This is a genomic window from Desulfoluna butyratoxydans, assembly GCF_900699765.1.
Lineage (GTDB): Bacteria > Desulfobacterota > Desulfobacteria > Desulfobacterales > Desulfolunaceae > Desulfoluna > Desulfoluna butyratoxydans.
This window is the reverse complement of the sequence record NZ_CAADHO010000002.1, coordinates 268207-289256: the sequence shown is the minus strand read 5'-3', so window position 1 is coordinate 289256 and position 21050 is coordinate 268207. Positions and strand designations below refer to the sequence as shown.

17 protein-coding genes are annotated in these 21050 nt (G+C 60.7%); 12 read left to right on the top strand and 5 right to left on the bottom strand.

Translation table 11 applies throughout. The features are described 5' to 3' along the window. Positions 1–115: 115 nt before the first annotated feature. Together lon and MSL71_RS06355 are read left to right on the top strand one after the other, a co-directional pair. Complete coding sequence (gene lon, locus MSL71_RS06360) at positions 116–2581, top strand: endopeptidase La (protein ID WP_180137946.1); 2466 nt, start codon at positions 116–118, stop codon at positions 2579–2581. 349 nt (positions 2582–2930) lie between these two features. Further along, a complete protein-coding gene (locus MSL71_RS06355; protein WP_180137944.1) occupies positions 2931–4313 on the top strand; it encodes a TrkH family potassium uptake protein in 1383 nt (460 codons plus the stop codon). A gap of 626 nt (positions 4314–4939) precedes the next feature. On the opposite strand, the gene MSL71_RS06350 is transcribed toward MSL71_RS06355, so the two are convergent. Then, positions 4940–6625, bottom strand: a complete 1686-nt coding sequence (locus MSL71_RS06350; RefSeq protein ID WP_180137942.1) for an AAA family ATPase — start codon at positions 6623–6625, stop codon at positions 4940–4942. 399 nt (positions 6626–7024) lie between these two features. On the opposite strand from MSL71_RS06350, the gene MSL71_RS06345 reads away from it, so the two are divergent. From MSL71_RS06345 to MSL71_RS06325, 5 genes are all read left to right on the top strand, one after another. Next, positions 7025–8296, top strand: a complete 1272-nt coding sequence (locus MSL71_RS06345; RefSeq protein ID WP_180137940.1) for a class II fructose-bisphosphate aldolase — start codon at positions 7025–7027, stop codon at positions 8294–8296. 133 nt (positions 8297–8429) lie between these two features. Continuing rightward, positions 8430–8987, top strand: coding sequence for an NUDIX hydrolase (locus MSL71_RS06340; RefSeq protein WP_246317727.1), 558 nt, complete (start codon positions 8430–8432; stop codon positions 8985–8987). A 92-nt stretch (positions 8988–9079) separates the two neighbouring features. Further along, positions 9080–9535, top strand: coding sequence for a DVU0524 family FlgM-associated protein (locus MSL71_RS06335; protein ID WP_180137938.1), 456 nt, complete (start codon positions 9080–9082; stop codon positions 9533–9535). Beyond that, on the top strand, positions 9522–9830 hold the full coding sequence (gene flgM, locus MSL71_RS06330) for a flagellar biosynthesis anti-sigma factor FlgM (RefSeq protein WP_180137936.1): 309 nt from the start codon (positions 9522–9524) through the stop codon (positions 9828–9830). Before MSL71_RS06335 ends, flgM begins: the two co-directional genes overlap by 14 nt. A 346-nt stretch (positions 9831–10176) precedes the next feature. Beyond that, on the top strand, positions 10177–10659 hold the full coding sequence (locus MSL71_RS06325) for a hypothetical protein (protein ID WP_180137934.1): 483 nt from the start codon (positions 10177–10179) through the stop codon (positions 10657–10659). Between the two features lie 200 nt (positions 10660–10859). Here MSL71_RS06325 and hisF read toward each other — a convergent pair whose 3' ends face one another. The 4 genes from hisF to MSL71_RS06305 all read right to left on the bottom strand — a co-directional run bounded on the left by hisF (position 10860) and on the right by MSL71_RS06305 (position 13682). Next, positions 10860–11639: an imidazole glycerol phosphate synthase subunit HisF gene (gene hisF / locus MSL71_RS06320; protein ID WP_180137932.1), complete on the bottom strand. Its 780-nt coding sequence runs from the start codon at positions 11637–11639 to the stop codon at positions 10860–10862. Next, positions 11633–12262 (bottom strand): imidazole glycerol phosphate synthase subunit HisH, encoded by a 630-nt coding sequence (hisH, locus tag MSL71_RS06315; RefSeq protein ID WP_180137930.1) that lies wholly within the window; start codon positions 12260–12262, stop codon positions 11633–11635. Before hisH ends, hisF begins: the two co-directional genes overlap by 7 nt. Before the next feature lie 18 nt (positions 12263–12280). After that, positions 12281–13069, bottom strand: coding sequence for a nucleoside triphosphate pyrophosphohydrolase (gene mazG / locus MSL71_RS06310; RefSeq protein ID WP_180137928.1), 789 nt, complete (start codon positions 13067–13069; stop codon positions 12281–12283). Between the two features lie 85 nt (positions 13070–13154). Beyond that, positions 13155–13682, bottom strand: coding sequence for a CvpA family protein (locus tag MSL71_RS06305; RefSeq protein WP_180137926.1), 528 nt, complete (start codon positions 13680–13682; stop codon positions 13155–13157). 401 nt (positions 13683–14083) lie between these two features. Here MSL71_RS06305 and MSL71_RS06300 point away from each other — a divergent pair, with 401 nt between their 5' ends. The 5 genes from MSL71_RS06300 (at position 14084) to MSL71_RS06280 (ending at position 20948) form a co-directional block, all read left to right on the top strand. Continuing rightward, positions 14084–15082: a PhoH family protein gene (locus MSL71_RS06300; protein WP_180137924.1), complete on the top strand. Its 999-nt coding sequence runs from the start codon at positions 14084–14086 to the stop codon at positions 15080–15082. Positions 15083–15099: 17 nt separating this feature from the next. Next, the gene (locus MSL71_RS06295) at positions 15100–17529 is read left to right on the top strand and encodes an HD family phosphohydrolase (RefSeq protein WP_180137922.1); all 2430 of its coding nucleotides are present in this window, start codon (positions 15100–15102) and stop codon (positions 17527–17529) included. Beyond that, on the top strand, positions 17516–17884 hold the full coding sequence (gene ybeY, locus MSL71_RS06290) for an rRNA maturation RNase YbeY (RefSeq protein ID WP_246317726.1): 369 nt from the start codon (positions 17516–17518) through the stop codon (positions 17882–17884). The genes MSL71_RS06295 and ybeY overlap by 14 nt, the downstream gene beginning before the upstream one ends. A 292-nt stretch (positions 17885–18176) precedes the next feature. Continuing rightward, positions 18177–18902, top strand: coding sequence for a pyridoxine 5'-phosphate synthase (locus MSL71_RS06285; protein ID WP_180137917.1), 726 nt, complete (start codon positions 18177–18179; stop codon positions 18900–18902). A 456-nt stretch (positions 18903–19358) separates the two neighbouring features. Then, the gene (locus tag MSL71_RS06280) at positions 19359–20948 is read left to right on the top strand and encodes an NAD(P)H-hydrate dehydratase (RefSeq protein WP_180137915.1); all 1590 of its coding nucleotides are present in this window, start codon (positions 19359–19361) and stop codon (positions 20946–20948) included. Positions 20949–21050 lie beyond the last annotated feature (102 nt).

Sequence of the window (21050 nt, the reverse complement as noted above, 5' to 3'; positions counted from 1 at the left end):
TGACAATGCACACCACACGCCATGTAAAATCCTCCCCCGTAACGGTTTGATTTCCCGGGGTGGGTCACACAACCCGCAGGGTGCTTTTCCCCTGTTCTTGATTTTGGAGGCGACCATGTCCATTAATGAACTCTCCAGCGGGACCCTGGCACCTGAAGAGATCCCGGAAGAGCTCTCGATTCTCCCCGTTTATGATGTGTCCCTTTTTCCCAAGATGGTGCTGCCGCTCCAGGCCACGGAAGGGGCCGCTTCGGATCTGGTGGAAGACGCCATGCAGGGAAGCCGGATCATCGGGCTGCTCCTGTCCAAGAAAAAGAGTCCCGAAGGGCGCCACATCCCCTCGGAACTCCACCAGGTGGGAACGGTGGCCATGATCCTTAAGATGGCCAGGGAGGACGACGGCAAGATCCAGATGATGGTCCAGGGTATGGGTCGGTTCGGGACCCGTGGCTACGTGCAGGAGAGGCCCTTTCTCCGCGCCGGTGTGGAGTTGATCCACGACACGCGCATGGACGACAAAGAGGCCGGGGCCATGGCGGCCAACCTGTTGACCCAGTACCAGAAGGTGGTCAAGCTCACCCCGGCCCTGCCCCAGGAGCTGGGGGAGATGGCCCGTTCCATTCCCGACCCCGGCACCCTGGCGGACATGATCACCTCCACCATCAACGTGGGGCTTGAGGAGAAGCAGGCGGTGCTGGAGCTCTCCCGGGTCCGGGATCGCTTGAAAAAAGTGACGGAGCTGGTGAACTACCAGCTGGAGATCCTGGAGATCGGCACCCGAATCCAGACTCAGGTCAAGGAGGACATGAGCAACAAGCAGAAGGAGTTCTACCTGCGCCAGCAGATCAAGGCCATGCAGGAGGAGCTGGGGGAAGAGGGGGAAAACGCGGCCGAGGTGTCCGAATACCGGGCCCGCATTGATGCGGCCAACATGCCCGAAGAGGCGAAAAAGGAGGCGGAGCGGGAGCTCTCGCGCCTGGCGCGCATGCATCCTTCGTCGTCGGAGTACACCGTGGCCATCACCTACCTGGAGTGGGCCACCTCCCTGCCCTGGCAGGAGGAGACCGTGGACAACCTGGACATCGTGCGGGCGAAAAAGGTGCTGGACGATGACCATTTCGGGCTGAGCAAGCCCAAGAAGCGCATCATAGAGTACCTGGCCGTCCGCAAGCTCACCCAGGCCTCCAAGGGGCCCATCCTCTGCCTTGCCGGACCTCCGGGCACGGGAAAGACCTCCCTGGGGCGCTCCGTGGCCCGTGCCATGGGCCGGGAGTTCATCCGCATCGCCGTGGGCGGGGTCCGGGACGAGGCCGAGATCCGTGGCCACCGGCGGACCTACGTGGGGGCGCTGCCCGGGCGGATCATCCAGGGGCTGCGGCGTGTGGGGTCCCGCAATCCCGTGGTGGTTCTGGACGAGGTGGACAAGATCGGCAGCAGCTTCCAGGGAGATCCCTCATCGGCCCTCCTGGAGGTGCTGGACCCCGAGCAGAATCACACCTTCACCGACCACTACCTCGACGTGCCCTTTGATCTTTCCCACGTGATGTTCATCACCACGGCCAACGTGCTCCACACCATTCCCCATGCCCTCCTCGACCGCATGGAGGTTCTGGAGCTGCCCGGCTACACCGATGACGAGAAGGTAAAGATCGCCAACCGCTACCTGATTCCCAAGCAGCGTCGGGCCCACGGTCTTTCCGCCGGGAATTTTTCCATGACCAAAGGGGCCGTGAAAAAGATCATCTCCGGGTACACCCGGGAGGCGGGCCTTCGGAATTTGGAGCGGGAAGTGGCCGGGGTGTGCAGGGGGGCCGCCACCCTCATTGCCCAGGAGGAGGCCGAGAAGGTGGCCGTCAACGTGGTCACCGTGCCCAAGTTCCTGGGCCCGGAAAAGTTCAGTCACGACGTCAACGACCGCATCAGCGTACCCGGCGTGGTCATGGGCCTGGCCTGGACCCCTGCAGGCGGCGAGATCCTCTACATCGAGGTGACGGCCATGAAGGGGAACAAGGGCCTGAACCTCACCGGTCAGATGGGCAGCGTCATGAAAGAGTCGGTGAGCACCGCCCTCTCCTTTGTGCGGAGCAACAGCAGGGGCCTGGGCATCGACGACGAGATCTTCAAGGGCATCGACCTGCATGTCCATGTGCCCGCAGGGGCCATTCCCAAGGACGGCCCCTCGGCCGGGGTGGCCATGATGACGGCCCTGGTCTCCCTTCTTATCAACCGGGTGGTGAGAAAGAACCTGGCCATGACCGGAGAGATCACCCTAAGGGGCAAGGTGCTGCCCGTGGGCGGGGTCAAGGAGAAGGTGCTGGCCGCCCATCGCGTGGGGGTCAAGACCGTGATTCTGCCGCGCCAGAATGAAAAGGACCTGGCCGAGCTGCCCAAAAAGGTGGTGAAGGCCCTGACCATCCACCTGGTCTCCGACATGGTGGAGGTGCTGGAACTTTCCATCGACCGCCGCACCGCAGGAGAGCGCCGAGCCGCCCAGAAACGGGTCTCCCAGGATCGGCGCTATGCCGAAGGGGATCGCCGCCGACCGGCCATGGCAACGCCCATGCGCGGTAAAAAGAGCTGAAGCTTAAGGGCGGGAATGCTCTTTCTCCTTCGTAAACCGACCCGCCGGAGTCAGTCTGGTTAAAGCGGATACTCAACGGGTTACGATAACGAGCCCTGGCCCTTCAAGGCTTGTGGGGCAACTCGGACAAACCATCAGCTTATGTATCGGGCGAAGCCCGAGTCGAAGGCCTTTGCGCTTTGGCCCGAGGAACGAGGGACGAAGCGCAAAGGCAATCAGCTTTCGAGGTGGCTCACCTCGCCGCCGGAGGCCTGATTTTTCAACTCACTTTAACCATAGAAGGCAATACTGAATAGTAACAGAACGTCACCAATTGCCATGATTTCCGCACTCTGGTACATAAGGTGCCATGAAATCTCTTGCCCCCACATGGCGTGCGGTGATTCGCGCTCAATCCCCGGCCCGCCGCCTCATCCTATCCTTTATGGTCATGATCGCCATCGGCGCCTTGCTGCTGATGCTTCCCGCCTCGTCCCGCACGGGGTCCCTCTCCTTTGTGGATGCCCTTTTTACCGCCACCTCGGCCGGGTGTGTCACCGGCCTTTCGGTGCTGGATGTGGCCTCCACCCTGACCCTCTTCGGCCAGGGGGTGCTCCTGGCCCTGATTCAGCTGGGGGGCCTGGGCATCATGACCATCTCCACCCTGTTGATCCTGGGCGCCCGGGGACGGGTGGGCTTTGCCGGGAACCTCATTATTCAGGACAGCTTCACCCACAGCGGGAAAAAGAGCCCCGCTGATATCCTGCGGGCCGTGATCCGGGTGACTGTCATCATTGAGCTTCTGGGGGCACTTTTTCTCTTTATCCGGTTTTACCCGGTTTCTCCAACCCCGGCCCGTGCCCTGTGGCTCTCGGTGTTCCACAGCGTCAGCGCCTTCTGCAACGCCGGGTTTGCCCTCTATCCGGACAGCCTCACCCGGTTCCGGGGAGATCTTCTGGTCAACGGCACCATTTCCTTTCTGATCATCGCAGGGGGCCTGGGCTTTTTGGCCGTTTCAGAGCTCCAGGGGCGGCTTCGTCCCGGGCGCTGGCGCTGGGAGCGCCTCAGTCTCCATACCCGCCTGGTGGTCACGGCCTCGGCCATCCTCCTCCTTGCAGGGGCCCTGGTCACCCTGCTCCTGGAGTGGCGCAACACCCTGGCCCCGTTGCCCATGCACGAAAAATTCCTGGCCGCCTTTTTTCAGTCCGTGACCCTTCGTACCGCGGGCTTCAACACCCTTGATTTCGGATCCATGGCCAACGGCACCCTCTTTTTGTCGCTGATCTTCATGTTCATCGGCGCCTCGCCGGGCTCCTGCGGCGGCGGTGTCAAGACCACCACCGCAGCCACCCTTTTTCTCATGGGCCGGAGCCGCCTCAAAGGGGCTGCCCACGTCTCTGCCTTTTCCCGGACCATCCCCGCCAAAAGCGTGGAGAAAGCCACCCACCTCATGATGATGTCCGTTGCCGTGGTGATCCTCGGTACCCTGGTGCTCCTCTCCAGCGAGATGGGGAGCCTTGCCCACACCCAGAGCCGCGGCCGCTTTCTTGAACTCCTCTTTGAGAGCGTCAGCGCCTTCGGCACCGTGGGACTCTCCATGGGCGTCACCCCCACCCTCTCCACCCCGGGTCGCCTCTGCGTCACCCTCCTTATGTTTGTCGGCCGCCTCGGCCCCATGGCCATTGCCGTGGCCGTCAGCCGCGACATCGCTCCCCCCCATCGCTGGGCCGAAGAAGACATCATGATCGGGTAAGGGGAATCCATGCGCTAAGCCCTCTATGGTCGAAGTGGCTCGAAAAACCATGCCTCCGGCGGCGAGGTGGAGCCACCTCGAAAGCTGATTGCGCGTGCGCATTTTCCTTCGTTCCTCAGAAAAATGCGCACGCGCCTTCGGCTCGGGCTTCGCCCGATACATAAGCTGGCGGTTTGTGCACACTATCCCACAAGCCTTGGAGGGCCAGGATGCGTTACCGTAATCCGTTGATGATCAGCTTTAACCGGCCAGCCTCCGGCCGCTAAGGAGGCACCCACTGAACCCCAGCGTCGCAAATACCCGGGTGTCCCCTTTTGATGTATTTGACTCGTGTAAAGAAATACGCAAAACGCATCAGCGTTTATGGCGGGCATAGCTCGCAGGGAACGTTTCTGGGCTTTTTTCTGAGGAGCGAAGCGAATTCGAATTGTCCTTCATCGTGTTTCCAGAAGAATGAAACGGACTTAACGATTTACATGACTGGATTTTAATCATGAATACCCCACGCCGCTGACTACGGGCAAAGCCCGTCAGCAAATGTGACGTCCCTGAGGAACGAAGGGACGGAGCATTTGCGAACCTGGGGTGCAGGGGCTGTATCCCCTGCCCGCCGGAGGCACGCTTTTTTAGCTTTTCCCCTGCACCATCTGAACGGCCATGCGGTGGGTGGGGAGGTCCCAGGCCATGGAAGCGGCGGTTTCCAGGCAGTGTTGTTCCAGGGCCATGGCGATGAGGGGGTGGTCTTCGGCGCAGGAGCCGGGGAAGTCGGCGAGGACGGAGAGTTCCAGGAATGAGGGGAGGGTGCGACGGTATTGCACGGAAAGGTCCTCGGGGATCCAGCGGGTTTCGGCGAAGCGCGTGGTGAGGCTTTTTTCAAGGGCAGCAGGGATGGTGGTGGCGGCTTCGGTGCGGTGGCACGGATCCAGGCGGAAGCGGGCTTCCAGGCGGAACCCCTGGGAGAGGTTGGTGGGGGCCAGGGACAGGAACTCTGCCGGGGTGATCCGGCGTATGGCTCCGCCCAACAGGCGCAGGTTCACCACATCGGGGCTCTGCACCGTCACCTTGGCGTGGGTGGTGTCGGATAGGAGCACCCAGTCTCCACTCAGGGTGGGGAACCAGGGTTCGTCAGGGTGCCAGGGACGGGAGCGCAGGTCAAAGAGGTCTTTCAGGGGCAGGCGCAGGCGGCCGCCCTGAAGGGCCTGGTTTTCCAGTTCCGAGTAGAGGTTGATGCTGGTGACTTTGTACGGGACTCCCTGGTAGATGAGGCGCTCTCCTTCGCGGACCGCCCCCAGGTTGAGGAGCATGCGGACCTGGCCCCACACTTTGGGGATGGCCTCCTTGGAGGTCCAGACCAGTCCGAACACAAGGATCAGCAGGATGGAGAGCAGGACCCAGTCGCTCACCAGGTAGAGGGAGCCTATGGTGAAGAGGAGGGCAACGGTGATGGTGACGATCATGTAGCTTAAGTCAAAGATGCGGGCGTAGACGGTCTGGGCCTTGCCGTAGAGGCGGCTGTGTTTTTCGATGACGGACCTGAGTTTTCCCATGGCAAACAGGGTGCCGAAGAGGACGGCCAGGGCCATGAGGAGGTTGCGGCCCCGGCTTTTGAAGAAGAGGCGGGTCACATCCTGGAAAGACCCGGACAGGGTTCGTTTGGTGGCCTCCTTCTCCTCCAGCTTCAGCTCGGCCAGGCCCTTCAGGGAGATCAGCTCCTGTTCACGGTGCCGCCATTTGGAGGCCAGGGTGTCCAGCTCAAGGGCCAGGGCCGGGGAGAGGTTGGGCTTGGCCTGCAGGGCTGTGATATTCTTCATGGCTGTGGCAATGCGGGAGAGTTCTTCGTCGTAACCCTCCAGAGTGCTGCGGAGTCCCTGAATTTCCCGGGGACGGGACGTCATGTGCTTGATTTCCATGATCAGAGGGGCTAAAAGCTCTTTGAGCTCCGTGTTCCATTCAAAGGAACTGGCTCCGCCCGCCTGTGGCGTCGTGGACTTTTCCACGCCGGTGGCCAGCTGTTCAAATCCCTCCTCCAGGGCGGTGAGTCGGGCGCTGAGACGGGTGATACGGGCTCGGTAGCGCTCCTCTTTGCCCAGGGCTTCCGGGCTGGAAAGGACGCTTTGGGCTTCTGCCACCTCCCGTTCAACCTGGTCCATGGTGGTGAGGAGTCGCGTGAGCTGATCGACTTTGCGATCGGGGCTCTCTGCGGGTGCCGACACCGGAACGTCGGCCCGTACAGGGGAGGCTGAAAAGAGGCAGAACCCTGCCAGGAGGAGGGCAAGGGCTGATACGACGAGACGTGGAACGGCGCGTGTCATGGGGACTCCCTGGGAAAGAAGATGAAAGATGAATCAGGGGCGGACTGGGGATGCCCGGGCATCCATGTACCCGAAACCATGTATGCCATTGTACCCCTCAAAGTCAAGAAACGCTATTCCTGAGATACCTCATTGAAATCGTGAAAAAAACACGGGCTGACAATTGGGGCTTCCGCTGTTTTTTTCTTTACAATTGCTTTACAATAATAAAATATATTTTGGATTGTAAAAAGTTAGATTGTCAGACTGCAGCCGCCCCGGGCGGGGCAAAGGCTGCGTTTACAGTTCCGACGGCAAGGCAAGGCCAGGAAGGATCGCAGTATCGGCTTTTTACATGTTTTTCAACCGCGACAAAGGGGCCCTGTCGGTCCCTAATATACAAGGAGAAAAAGAGAGACCATGTCTGACTTTGATCGCGCACTCAAAATCGGTCGTCCCCCCACAGTAGAAAAACTTTTTCCCAACTCCAAGGCTCTTCTCGTGAGTGGTCGGTACATCGACCGTGCCATGCGAAAGAAGGGCGGGGCCATGACCATTGCGGCCAACGGGCGCAGCCACCTTGTGATCCGCGGCGTTCTGGCCGCGGCCCAGCGTGCCGATGCCGCCATCATCATCGAGATTGCCAAGTCCGAAGGCGGGGCCAACGCCTATTGCCCCACCAGCCTCTGGAACATGGCACGCCAGGTGGATGCGGTGATGAACGAGCTGGGGGTCACCGTGCCCGTGGCCATCCACACCGACCATTACGCCATCAAGACCCAGGCCGACCTTGAAGCGGGCAAGGTGGAGATCCCCTCCATCTTTGACGCCGGGGTCACCTCCATCGCCATCGACGCGTCCCATCAGCCCGATGACGAGAACCTGTTGGCCAACATCGCCATCAACCCCTACATCCCCGAGTGGGCCGGTCTGGAGACCGAGGTGGGTGAGATCAAAGGCACCGAGGGACTCTCCTCACCGGAAGAGGCCTTGTTCCTTATTCAGGGGCTCAACGCCCACAACATCCATGCGGACTGGATCGCCCTGAACAACGGCACCACCCACGGCATTGAGGCCAGCGGCTCCGGCATCAACGTGGAGCTGACCGAAGAGATCCACAAGGCCCTGGAGCCCTACAAGGTCTCCGGTGCCCAGCACGGCACCAGCGGCAACGACTCCGACCGCCTGCGCGCCATCGCCGAAAAGACCGCCACCACAAAGGCCAACGTGGCCACGGCCCTGCAGCTCCTCTCCTGGGGCATGGAGGTCAACGAGTTCGGCAACGCGGTGATGGATGAAAACGGGGACCTCATCAAGATCAAGGGTGAAGGCCTCGGCGAAGAGCTCTGGGCGGAGATGAAGGCCTATGCCGATGAAAAGGGCATCAAGGGCAGCAACTTCAAGAAGCTGAACCTCCCCTTTGAGAACAAGATCCTCGGCCAGGCACGTGAAATCCGTGAGCGCATGACCAAGCGTGTGGAAGAGTTCACCTACACCCTGCTCACCGAGGTTTTCAACGCCGGCGGTACCGGTTCCCTGTGTGTCCAGGACATCCTGGAGACAGGCTCTTACAACCCCGGCCCCAAGGCCGAGGTGGTGGAGGACAAGGCAGAGTGGACCGAAGAGAAGATCCGCGCCAAGGCCGCACTGATCTGCTCGGACAAAGGGCCGGAAGGTGACTTTGACGAGTAGCAGGCGGCAACGGATCCCATGATCCGGCTCCCGGGGGCGCGAGGCCGTGGTTTTGCCCCCTCGTCTGTGTGAAACGTTTCAGGCGGCCCGATGTGTTATCGGGCCGCCTTTTTCTTTGTTTTTGGGAGGGCCCATGGCACCTGATGCAATGCACTCCGCGTGCAGCAATCCAAAAGAGTCCGTGACCACGTCTCGACAGAAGACCCATTGCCCCTTTTGCGGGGGGCTCCTTTCCAGGCGATTTGTGGAGGGCCGGGACCGCCTTTACTGCGAGGCCTGCGCCACCCCTTTGTATGAAAACCCGGTTCCCGCCTCCTGTGTGGTGGTGGTGGACGACGAGGAGCGGCTGCTCCTCATCAAACGCAACGTGCCTCCCAAGGTGGGGATGTGGTGCCTTCCCGGAGGGTTCATGGAACTGGGGGAGTCCCCGGAAGAGGCCGCCGTCAGAGAACTCCGGGAGGAGGCCGGCATCGACGGCCGCATCCGGAGCCTGCTGGGGGTGACCACCAACCCCAACCCCGACTACGGCACCGTCCTGCTCATGGGGTACCTGATTCGGTCCTGGACCGGTGTGCCCGTTGCCGGGGATGATGCCGATGATGCCCGTTTCTTTCCCCTGGATGACCTGCCGGAGATCGCCTTCCGCAGCCACCGTCATTTTATTCGGAACTATCTTCTGACCCGCAACTGACGGGCTCCACGGCTTCCCTGCTTATTTTGTTTGTTTTTTTCCTTAATGTCTGGGCAATTTTTGCCGATGCCAAGACTAAGGAGAAAGATGTCATGCATGTACCGTCATACCAGATAAACAATGTTTTAAAGACTTACAGCAAGCAGGTGAGCCAGAATAAGGCATTGAATCGTCAGAAAGATCTCGGTCTTGACAATGCACCGACCCATGATAAGATTACCTTATCGGCGGAAGGGAAGCGGAAGGCCGTTATCGATAAAGTGGCTTCTGACATCATCAATCGCCTGACCACCACCGGCGCATCCGGTGACAAAGACGTGGAGGCGGCCGCCCAGGTCTGGAAAGAGAAGGGCGGGGAGTCCGAGCTCGAACGCAAGAAAAACGGGCGGTTTGTGTACAACTACATCGGTGAAAACGATGAGAAGACCACCAGCACACTCACCGTCGGCAACAACGGTCCCCAGGGACAGAGGATCCGCTCCCTGATGGATCATTACAGACGTGAGGACGGAAACCCCGACCCGGAGGAGAGACATGAAAATCTCTGAATCAAATGCCAATTACGGCAGGCAGCTCTACATGCGAGAGGTGTCGGAAGCCAACCCTGCAAAGCAGGGGACGCAGGCCGGTAAGGGCCCAGAGCGTGCTGCGCAGGACAGGGTCACCCTCTCCAGGGATTCCCGTGACATGCAGATCGCCCGTGACGCCATGATGAACACCCCGGACATCCGCACCGAAAAGGTGGAGGAGCTCAGGAACGAGGTGAAGGAGGGGCGCTACGCCGTGCCCGCAGACAAGGTGGCCGACAAGATCATCGCCTCGGCCATCAACGAGTACGTCTGACCGGACACAGGGGCACCGTGACCCCGGCCGACTCGTTATTACAGACAGCCCGACGGCACCGGTGGGAAAATTTTTCCCCTATACCGGTGCCTTTTTTTATCCAAAGGGCGGCGCAAGCCCCGTCAATGGCGGGCTTGGATGAAAAACAGCCAGAAAGCTCCATCTGTGGCACACCTTTTGAATAGATTTGAGGGTGGCAGGCTTTGCTTCGTACCGTGGGGCAAGGCGTACAGATAATCCGTCGGATCGCGTGGCGGGCGTGCTTAACCGGAACCGAGAAAGAGGGGCCGACAACGCGCGCAAGGGGTGAGGCCCCGGTCAACCGATCCCACCACAGGAGTCCATCATGAAACTCAATTCCATCAACCCCATGGGGCCCGCGGGAACCGCGAAACCCGCAGCAGGCGCCGCCACGTCCCGGGAAGGGGCCGCCTCCTTTGATCAGGTGCTGAACCAGGCGGCCCGGGAACAGGCCGGTCCTTCCGAAGGGACCGCAACCAAGGCCCCGGGAGCTGCTTCAGCCGCCGCTCCCCTGGGCGAGATCCGTGCGGTGATGCCCCCTGTCATTCCCGCAGCAGGCCCGTCACCCACTGCCGAGCGCACCGCCGCCCTGTTGAACCTTCTGGAAGACTACACCCTGAAGATGGAGTCCCCGGATGTGCCCTTGAAAGAGGTGGAATCCCTGGTGGGGGAGATGGGCTCCCTGGCCACGGAGCTTGCCGCCTCCTTAAGCGATGAGCCCGACCCCAAGGTGCGGGAGCTGGCCGAGCAGAGCGCGGCCCTGGCCGGTATCGAAGCCGTGAAGTTCAGGCGCGGTGATTATGTCTGATCCCTTGAATCTGGGTGCACTCGACTCGTGAAATATCCGGGTTAAGGGCGTACATTTCAGGCCTTGATGATGAAGGCCGCTGAGATTTTATACAAGGCGCGGGTGTCCGCAGCGACACGAACAAAAAAGGCCGAAAACGATTTAAAAGAGATCGTTTTCGGCCTTTTTGTTTTTTTACGGGTCAGTTGATGAGCCGGTTGTTACCAGCGGTGCCTGACCTTGACCCCGGCGTCGTGGAGGTAGTCCTTGATGCCCGGGACGGTGTAGTCGCCGTAGTGGACCATGGAGGCGATGAGGGCGGCGTCTGCCTTGCCGTCGGTCAGCACTTCCCGGAGGTGTTCGGGCTCTCCGGCACCCCCCGAGGCGATGACGGGGATGTCCACGGTTTCGGAGATGAGGCGGGTGAGGTTCACCTCGTAGCCGGTCTTCATGCCGTCGGCGTCAATGGAGTTGAGGCAGATCTCGCCTGCTCCCAGCTCCTGGGCCTTGAGAGCCCACTGCACCGCGTCCATGCCCATGTGTTTTCGTCCGCCGTTGATGACGATCTCGTAGCCCGAGGGGATGGTCTCGCTGACCTCCACCTGTTTCACGTCCATGCCCAGGACCACGCACTGGTTGCCGAAGGCTTCGGCACCCTGGCGGATGATCTCCGGGTTTTTGACGGCCGCGGAGTTGACGCTCACCTTTTCGGCGCCTGCCAGGAGCACGGCCCGCATGTCTTCCACCGTGCGGATGCCCCCGCCCACGGAAAAGGGGATGAAGATGGTCTCGGCCACGCGGCGGACCACGTCGATCATGATGTTGCGTTTTTCATGGGAGGCGGTGATGTCGTAGAAGACGATTTCGTCGGCGCCCTGCTCGTAGTAGAGCCGGGCCATCTCCACCGGGTCCCCGATGTCCACGTTGTTCTTGAACTTGATGCCTTTGGTGGTGCGCCCTTCGCGCACGTCCAGGCATGGGATGATGCGCCTGCTTAACATGGTTGCCACCTGCAGAAGTTGTCTAAGATTTTAAGGCCGGCCTTGCCGCTCTTTTCCGGGTGAAACTGGGATGAGACCAGGTTCTTGTGGCCCAGCATCACGGGAAAGGTGATCCCGTAGGTGCACTCGGCCAGGGCATGGGCCCGGTCCGCGGGCTCGGGGTAGTAGCTGTGGACAAAGTAGAACTCGTCTTCGGCTGTGATCCCTTCCAGGATGGGGTGGTCCGCCACGGGGCGGATGCGGTTCCAGCCCATGTGGGGAATTTTCAGCCGGGAGCCGTCGGTATCGTTCATCTTCGCGGGGAAGGCTTCCACCTCCCCGTTGAGGAGGCCGAGGCAGGGGGTGTCGTGCTCACGGCTGTGGGAGAGGATGATCTGGGTGCCGAGGCAGATGCCCATGAAGGGGCGGCCCGACTCGTAGACCTCGTGGATGACGGTGTCCAGGCCCGTGCGCTTCAGGCTTGCCATGGCGCTGCCCGCCTGGCCCACGCCGGGGAAAATTACCCGTTCGGCCTCTCGGATGGTCCGGGCGTCACCGGTCACCACACAGTCGCGACCCAGGGACCGAATGGCCCGCTCCACGCTGGTGAGGTTGCCGGCTTCGTAGTCGATGATGGCTATCATGGTGTGTCACATCTCCAGTTACGTGTTGGGGGCATCGTCTGCCCCGTCGTTGATCTCTTTGGCGCGTTCCCACATGGCGTCCACCGCCGAGGAGCTGCTTCGGTCGGGGCGCTGCCCCTCTTTGGCCAGGAGCTTCTCCATGAGGCGGTAGCGTTTTTCAAACTTGGCCACCGAGGAAGCCAGGGCTGCGTCGGCGTCGATGCCGGCAAAGCGGGCCACGTTGACCAGGGTGAAGAGCAGGTCGCCGAATTCCAGGGAGGCGGCCTGTTTGTCCCCCGAGGCAAGGGCCTCGTTAAATTCGCCCCACTCCTCGTCCACCTTGTCCATGACCCCGTCCATGTCGTCCCAGTCAAACCCGGCCTCGGCCGTGACCTTGGAGACGTCCCGGGCCCTCATGAGGGGCGGGGTGCCCGAGGTGACCGTGTCCAGAAGGGAGGCGGGGGCCTCGGCCTTCTCCTCCTCTTTGATCCTGGCCCAGTGGGTCTTCACCTCATCCACGGTGTCGGCGGTCTCGTCCCCGAAGACGTGGGGGTGGCGCCGGATCATTTTGCGCTGGTTGGCCTTGGCCACCTCGGGAAACGAGAGCCCGTGGGCCTCTTCCAGCAGGTGGATGAGAAAGACCATCTGAAACCAGGTGTCCCCCAGCTCTTCGGCCATTTCACCGGGGTCCCCGCCGTGGATCGCTTCCTGGAGCTCGTAGCTCTCTTCAATGAGGTACCGGACCATGGAGACGGGGGTCTGTTTTCGATCCCAGGGGCAACCATTTTCGGCCCTGAGGCGCTGGATGAGTTTTCGTGTGTCGTTCACAAGGGTGACCTTTTAATAAAAAAGGCCCTGCACAGGGCAGGGCTGGTTTTTTCGGGGCTGGGGTCGGGCCGGGCGGCCGGTGGCGCTATAAGCGCTTTTCCCAAATTTTTCTGGCATCTTCGATTTTGGAGGTGAACTCCTGGCGGAGATCCTTGGACGCAAAGCCGGAGAGGGCCTCTGAAACGATGGTGATGTAGGGCGCTGTCTTGGACTGCCGGATCAGGGGGGCGCCCTTGTCCAGGAAGGTGGCAAAGACCATGAGGAGCACGGCAGAGATCAAAACGCCCTTGACCAGGCCGAACCCGGCACCGCAGAGGCGGTCCACCCACCCCAGGAACACCACCTTGAGCAGGTATTTGATAAGGACGCCCAGGGCGGAGACAGCGGCAAAGACAGCGCCGAAGATGACAAGGAAGCTGATGATGTTGAGCCAGGCTTCAGAATCGATGAACCGGCTGAGCTGGTCTGCCAGCAGGGGGTAGTAGGTGTAGGCGGCGAAAAAACCGCCGAAGACCCCGATGATGGCGGAGGCTTCTTTGACGATACCCCGAAAGGCGCCCCGGATCAGGCAGAAGGCGATTACGATGCAAAAGGTGATATCCAGTGGGTTCATCAGCGGGCCTCCATGGTGAGATGCGCCTGGTAAAACGGTAAGGTGAAAGCGTCGAATGCCACGGCACGGTGCGGCCTTCGCACCGATCAATCTGCTTGCTTAGCAGAAGCTGAGGCGGGGAGTCAAGGCATTTTTCCTTGGGTTAGAGGGGGTTACGTTTCAGTTTGCATTCGGCAAATCATGTGTGCTAAGAATGCATACATGTCAAAATGACTTTCACTCTCAGGCAGATACCCCCGAAATGGTGACCCTGAGGGGCACCGGGCGGCTGTACCGTTCCGGTTTTCTGACGTTACCACCGTTTTTGATTTTCCCTGCTGAAATCGGGTCAGGCAACATATAAGGGAACGCCCGGCTTTGTTTCATGTTGTGACAGGGCAGGGCATCGCGAAGGCTCATACATGGAAGAAAATTTGGAGAACAGCACCAGCGAGTTGTCGTTTTCAAACAACGCGCACGCCATGCAGCTGTTCGGTGAGAAGAACCGTCACCTCACCAAGATCGCAGACGCCCTGGCCATCACCATCCATGCCCGGGGCAACAAGGTGACCCTTCAGGGAGATGCCGTGGCCCGCAAGCTGGCCGTCACCCTGCTGAACCAGCTTTATTCCCTCGTCAAAGAGGGGCTGCCTCTCTACCCCAGCGACATCGATCACGCCATTAAAGCGGTGAGCGGTGATCCCGAGGTGAACCTGAAGTCCATCTTCATGGACACGGTGTTCACCACCGCCACGAAACGCCCCATCACCCCCAAGAGCCCCCATCAGAAAGCGTACATCGATGCCATCAGGGAGCACGATATTGTCTTCGGCATCGGCCCGGCAGGGACCGGAAAGACCTATCTGGCCATGGCCATGGCCGTCGCCGCCCTGACAAGCGGGCAGGTGAACCGTATTATCCTTACGCGTCCGGCTGTGGAGGCCGGGGAGTCTTTGGGGTTTCTGCCCGGAGACCTGGCAGAGAAGGTGGACCCCTACCTTCGTCCCCTGTACGATGCCCTGCACGACATGCTGCGCTACGAAAAAGTGACGGAGCTCATGGAGCAGGGAGCCATTGAGGTGGCCCCCCTGGCCTTTATGCGCGGGCGGACCCTGAACAACGCCTTTATCATCCTGGATGAGGCCCAGAACACCACCTCCGAACAGATGAAGATGTTTTTGACCCGCATCGGGTTCAACTCCAAAGCGGTCATCACCGGTGACGTGACCCAGGTGGATCTTCCCAACGGAAAGGTGCCGGGGCTCAAAGAGGCCCGCGGTGTCCTTAAGGGAATCCGCGGGATCTCGTTTGTGGAATTCACCAAGGACGACGTGGTGCGCCATAAGCTGGTGATGAAGATTATCTCGGCCTACGAGAAGAACGACCTTTCCAAGCGTCGGCGCGCGGAACAGGCACTTTAAGAGGCGTACGATACAAGATGAATCTTCGACCTGAGAAGCGGCTTCCCTTTCGGGAGTCGGTCCGTGCGTATTTTGTGACCAGCGGCCATGTGCTCTGGATCCTGCTGGGGCTGATCACCCTGTTTTTTACCCTGATCATCTATCCCAACCTCTCCGTGACCAAGTTCTCCTACAGCGTGGGAGACATCGCTGAAAAGAACATCAAGGCCCCCCGAGACTTTCTGATCCAGGACGACGCCGCCACCGAGGCAAGCCGGAAGCTTGCCATCCGTTCGGTCCTTCCTGTGTACGACAACAACACGGAGGTGGTGGCCCGCCAGGTGGCCAATGTCCGGAGCGCTTTTTCCGAGTTTCGGACCATCCTGACCCAGCCGCCGGTTCCCCCGCCCCCCCAGCCTTCGGTGGAGCCGGGAAAAGAGACCACGGTTGCAGCCACCCCCCTGGAAGAGGTGTGGCTGAGAAAGCAGGAGTTTGAGGACAAGATCGGTATTGAGGTGAGCCGGGGGGCCTTCCAGGTCCTTGAGACCCACCTCTTTTCCAAGACCATCGAGGACCTCATCTGCCGTATCTACACCGAGATCATGACCAACGGGGTGGTGGCCAACAAGGACCTCCTGCTTCGTCAGGGCGACAGGGGCATCACCCTGCGCACCGTGGACGGCAAGGAAGAGTCCGTGGCCAAGAACCTCAAGGCCTACTACGGCCTGGAGCAGGCCCAGACCATGGTGCGCATCGTGGCCGACCCCCTGTTCAAAAAAGAGGCGGCGGATGTGGACTACACCGCCCTGAACCTCATTGTGGACTTTACCCAGCGCATGCTGCAGCCCAACATCACCTTGAACGGCAGCGAGACCGAAAGCCGTGCCAAACGGGCCGCCGAAGAGGTGAAGCCGGTTCTTTTCAAGGTGAAGGTGGGGGAGATGATCCTGCGGGAAGGGGAGCGGGTCACCGAGCTTCAGCTGGCAAAACTCCAGGAACTCCAGCACCAGACCCGGAACCGCCACCTGTTTTCCCGGAGCATCGGCGCGGCCATGGTGACGGCCTTTTTCCTCATGATCGCCTTTCTGGTCCACTACCGGCCGAAAAACGAGGGCATCGAAGACCGAAACAAGAACATGTTCTTTCTGGCCACGGTCCTTGTCACCTTTCTCTTTGTGGCCAAGATCTCCCTGTCCGTGCCCGGTGTTATTGGAGCGTCGGTGGAGTTCGACATCCATGAGATCTCGGTTTACTTCGGCATGCCCGTGGCCGCCGGGGCCATGGCTGTCTGCCTTTTCATGGGCATGGAGGCGGCCCTCTTCTTCTCCATCGTCTTTGCCGCCCTGGTGACCCTGGTCTTTGCCAACCAGTTTCCCATGTTTATCTACATCTTCCTGAGCTCGGCCATGGCCGCCTTCTGGCTGAAAAACTGCCGGGAACGCAAGGTGTTCATCAAGGCCGGCGCCAAGCTGGGGCTTCTCAACGTGGTCCTGGCCACCGGGGTGGTCACCTACACCAGCGACATCTCCCTGGAGATCTACCTGTGGAGCGCCCTGTTCGCCTTTACCGGCGGGATCGCCTCGGGCATCGTCACCGCAGGCATTGCGCCCCTTCTGGAGATGCTCTTCGACTACACCACGGACATCAAGCTCCTGGAGCTGGCCAACCTGGACCAGCCCATCTTGAGGCGGCTCATGATCGAGGCGCCGGGCACTTACAACCACAGCGTCATCGTGGGGACCCTGGCCGATGCCGTGGCCTCGGAGATCGGGGCAAACCCCCTCTTGGCAAGGGTCTGCGGCTACTACCACGACATCGGCAAGATCGAAAAGGCCCAGTACTTCATCGAGAACCAGAGCGACGGGAAGAACCGCCACGACAAGCTGGCGCCCTCCATGAGCGCCCTGATCCTCACGGGGCACGTCAAGGCGGGCATTGAGATCGCCCGGCAGTACCGCCTGGGCAAGCCCATCATGGACACCATCCAGCAGCACCACGGCACCAGCATCATCGAGTTTTTCTACGAAAAGGCAAAAGCCCAGAAAGAGGACACCGAAGAGACGGTGAACCCCGATGATTTCCGGTACCCCGGGCCCAAACCCCAGACCGTTGAGGCCGCCATCGTCATGATGGCCGACGTGCTGGAAGCGGCCACCCGTTCCCTGGACAACCCCACCCCGGCACGTATTCAGGGGCTGGTGCAGAACCTGATCAACAAGATTTTCGCCTCGGGTCAGCTCGATTATTGTGAGATCACCTTAAAAGACCTCCACATCATGGCCAAGCGATTCAACGTGGTGCTCAGCGGCATCAACCACCACCGCATCAAATACCCCGAAAAATCGGGCAACGGACAGAAGGCAAAAAATGGAGATTCAAATCGACAATCGGCAGGGGACGCACCCGGTCCCCCAGAGCGCGATCCTGGAGAAGGGGAAGGTCATCTTAAGCGCCTTGGCATTAAGTGACCGGGAACTCTCCCTCTCTTTTGTGGACGACGAAGAGATGCGCGAGATCAACGGCCAGTACCGGGGAAAAGACGCCACCACCAATGTCCTCTCCTTTGCCATGGACGACGGCGACTCCTCCTTTGTCTCTCCGCTTCTGGGCGATGTCATCATCTCCTGCGACACCGCGGCCCGTGAGGCGGACGATCGGGGCGTGACCCTTGATCAACGCTACAGCCAGCTCCTGGTCCACGGTATCCTTCACCTGGCCGGGTACGATCATGAGCTGGGGGAGGATGAGGAGGCCGCCATGGCCGAAAAGAGCGTGGAACTCCTCGGCCTCATTGAACCCGGGGCCGGGCTGGACTATTTTTGATTCGCAAGACTCCTCAACGATATATAAGGGCTCCAATCCGGAGCCCTTTTTTTATGGGGCGTGGCAAGGCAGGGAACCTGTTGTCATCAATCCTTCTTGGAGAACTCGCAGGAGGTGATCAACGGGGGTTGATCCGGGATAACCCCGGTGTTACACTCCGGAAAAAGCAGCCGGGTACCGCCCTCTGCGGCCCCTGCTTTTCCATGCTCGACAACTCCTTCGCTTCGCCTATTCCATGTTCGACGCAAGCGGAGCCATTACAACCAACCGATCCAATTGGGAGTACCCATCCATGGCAGGACTTGCAGTCAATATCGATCACATCGCCACCCTTCGCCAGGCCCGCAGGGCCACCTACCCCGACCCCGTTGCCGCTGCCACGCGCGCTGAAATGGCCGGTGCCGACGGCATTGTCGCCCACTTGAGGGAAGATCGCCGCCACGTGCAGGACCGCGACATCCGCCTGCTTCGCCAGGTCATCCAGACCCGCTTTATCCTGGAGATGGCCGCCACCGAAGAGATGCTGGCCATCGCCCTGGACATCAAGCCCGAGCTGGTGACCCTGGTGCCTGAAAAGCGCGAAGAGGTGACCACCGAAGGGGGCCTGGACCTGCTGGCCCAGAAATCCCATATCGCAGAAGCCGTCAAAGAGCTCCAGGACGGCGACATCCCCGTGAGCATCTTCATCGACCCGGACCTGGACCAGATCCGCTGCGCCAAAGAGATCGGCGCCGACTTCATCGAGATCCACACCGGGGCCTTCTGCGACGCCGTCACCGACGCTGAAAAACGCGAAGAGATGGACCGCATCAAAGCCGCCGCCAAACTCGGCCACGAACTGGGCCTGGGCGTCAACGCCGGCCACGGCATCAACTACGACTCCGTGAAAGCCTTTAAAGAGGTCCCTGAGATCGACGAGTACAGCATCGGCCACAGCATCATCGCTCGGGCCTCCATGATCGGTCTGGACCAGGCCGTCCGCGACATGGCCCAGCTCGTGAAAGAGCTGCATAACTAACGGCAAAAACGCCTCCGGCGGCAAGGTGGGGGCACCTTGAAACCTGAATGCGAATGCACGAAGGCCATCGGTACCCAAACGGCTTCGAGGCATTCGCGTGGAGGGGGACATATGGCAACCGCCTTTGCAGGAGAGGCCTTTTCTATTTATATGTAATACCCGGTGCGAGTTTTTTTGATTGGTTCGCCTGTCTTCCTGATTCACATCGGGTAAACCCGATAATCAGCGGGTTACGATAAGGATACCTTACCCTTCAAGGCTTGTCGTATCGCTCGTATAAACCACCAGCATATGTTTCGGGCGAAGCCCGAGCCGAAGGCCCTTGCGATTTGGCCCGAGGCACGAGGGACAAAGCGCAAGGGCAATCAGCTTTCGAGGTGGCTCACCTCGCCGCCGGAGGCTGGGTTTTTTCTGCGATTTTGAGCATAACAAGGCATATTTGTTAAGGAGGCTCCCATGCAGGTAACCACCGCAACGCAGATGCAGGAGATCGACCGTCGGACCATTCTTGAGATCGGCATTCCCGGGCGCGTGCTCATGGAGAGTGCGGGGCGCGGGTGTGTGGCGGCCCTTGACCGGTTGGCCGGGGGCAGGGCTCTTTCGCGTGTGGTTGTGGTGGCTGGCCGGGGGAACAACGGGGGAGATGGTTTTGTGGTGGCCCGGTACCTTGCCGAGCGCGGGGTGGAGGCCCCTGTGTTTGTGGTGGGGGGAACGGACGGTATCTCCGGGGAGGCCTTTGAGAACCTTTCGCTGCTGGAGGCCCTGGGCGTTGCGGTGGTGGAGGTGGTCGAAGAGGTGGATCTGACGGCCTTGACGCGTGCCTTGTCCCACTGCGACATGGTGGTGGACGCTTTGTTCGGAACCGGTCTTCAGCGGGAGGTCACCGGCCTTTACGCGGAGGTGGTTTCGGCCGTGAATGCTTCCAAAGGCCCGGTGCTGGCCGTGGACATCCCTTCCGGGGTGTGTGCGGACACGGGCCGGGTGCTGGGGTGTGCGGTGACGGCCCAGGCCACGGCTACCTTCTGCCTTCCCAAGGCGGGGCATTTTCTTTATCCGGGTTGGGAGCATTGCGGCGAGCTGACCGTTGTGGACATCGGCATTCCGAACCGGGCCGTGGAGCAGGCCGGGATAGCCTGCAGCCTGATTACAAGTCAGCAGGTCATGGGGCAGATGGCTCCTTTCAGCCCCCACGCCCACAAGGGCACCCGGGGGCACCTTGCCCTGATGGGGGGCTCTTCGGGAAAGAGCGGGGCTGTGATCCTGGCTGCCGGAGCCGCGGTTTCCGGCGGTGCCGGGCTGGTGAGCGTGGCCCTTCCCGCGTGCATCAACACCGCCTTTGAGTCCCGTTGCCTGGAAGCCATGAGCCTGCCTTTGCCCCACGGGGAGGACGGCAGCTTTCATCCGGGGTGCGGCGAAACCCTGGCCGGGTTTCTTTCGGGTAAGGATGCCGTGGCCGCAGGACCCGGCCTGACCACCGCCAGGGGGGCTCTGTCCGCCCTTGCCGCTCTCCTCGATTTTTCCGTTGTCCCCATGGTTCTGGATGCCGACGCCCTGAACCTTTTGGCTGAAAAGCCCGAGCTGATGCGCGAGATCAAGGCCGAGGCCGTGATTACCCCGCATCCCAAGGAACTGGCGCGGCTTACCGGCGCATCGGTCCGTGAGATCCAGGAAGATCGCCTGGGGGCTGCCCGGGCCTTTGCCAAACAGACAGGGCTCCATGTGGTCCTCAAGGGGGCGGGCACTGTGGTGGCCCACCCGGATGGCCGCTGTGCCATCAACCCCACGGGTAACGCCCTTCTGGCAACGGGCGGCACCGGGGACGTGCTCACCGGCCTCATCGGTGCCCTTTTGGCCCAGGGGTTTTCCTGTAGAGAGGCCTCGGAGATGGGCGTGTACCTCCACGGCGAAGCCGCCAACCGCCTCATGGACCAGGGGCTTCAGACCGGCATGGCCGCTTCGCGTCTCATTGACCTGCTGCCCGGCGTCCTCTCAGACGCCATGGCCGGCAACCTTGAACCCCGAGCCCCCGAAACTCGGGTCATCTGAATGGCGCCTCCGGCGGGTCGCTTTTTGAAAAAAGCTCCGCAAAAACTTTCCGGTATGTCCGTAATGTTTAAAACAGTCGGCTCACCGAGAGCTTTCGGCCGG

Coding starts and splice junctions, on each gene's coding strand:
- MSL71_RS06355 (WP_180137944.1), top strand. CDS start 2,931: ATGAAATCTCTTGCCCCCACATGGCGTGCGGTGATTCGCGCTCAATCC.
- MSL71_RS06335 (WP_180137938.1), top strand. CDS start 9,080: ATGCATGTACCGTCATACCAGATAAACAATGTTTTAAAGACTTACAGC.
- MSL71_RS06300 (WP_180137924.1), top strand. CDS start 14,084: ATGGAAGAAAATTTGGAGAACAGCACCAGCGAGTTGTCGTTTTCAAAC.
- MSL71_RS06295 (WP_180137922.1), top strand. CDS start 15,100: ATGAATCTTCGACCTGAGAAGCGGCTTCCCTTTCGGGAGTCGGTCCGT.
- MSL71_RS06345 (WP_180137940.1), top strand. CDS start 7,025: ATGTCTGACTTTGATCGCGCACTCAAAATCGGTCGTCCCCCCACAGTA.
- MSL71_RS06350 (WP_180137942.1), bottom strand. CDS start 6,625: ATGACACGCGCCGTTCCACGTCTCGTCGTATCAGCCCTTGCCCTCCTC.
- hisF (WP_180137932.1), bottom strand. CDS start 11,639: ATGTTAAGCAGGCGCATCATCCCATGCCTGGACGTGCGCGAAGGGCGC.
- MSL71_RS06305 (WP_180137926.1), bottom strand. CDS start 13,682: ATGAACCCACTGGATATCACCTTTTGCATCGTAATCGCCTTCTGCCTG.
- MSL71_RS06285 (WP_180137917.1), top strand. CDS start 18,177: ATGGCAGGACTTGCAGTCAATATCGATCACATCGCCACCCTTCGCCAG.
- lon (WP_180137946.1), top strand. CDS start 116: ATGTCCATTAATGAACTCTCCAGCGGGACCCTGGCACCTGAAGAGATC.
- MSL71_RS06280 (WP_180137915.1), top strand. CDS start 19,359: ATGCAGGTAACCACCGCAACGCAGATGCAGGAGATCGACCGTCGGACC.
- hisH (WP_180137930.1), bottom strand. CDS start 12,262: ATGATAGCCATCATCGACTACGAAGCCGGCAACCTCACCAGCGTGGAG.
- MSL71_RS06325 (WP_180137934.1), top strand. CDS start 10,177: ATGAAACTCAATTCCATCAACCCCATGGGGCCCGCGGGAACCGCGAAA.
- MSL71_RS06340 (WP_246317727.1), top strand. CDS start 8,430: ATGGCACCTGATGCAATGCACTCCGCGTGCAGCAATCCAAAAGAGTCC.
- flgM (WP_180137936.1), top strand. CDS start 9,522: ATGAAAATCTCTGAATCAAATGCCAATTACGGCAGGCAGCTCTACATG.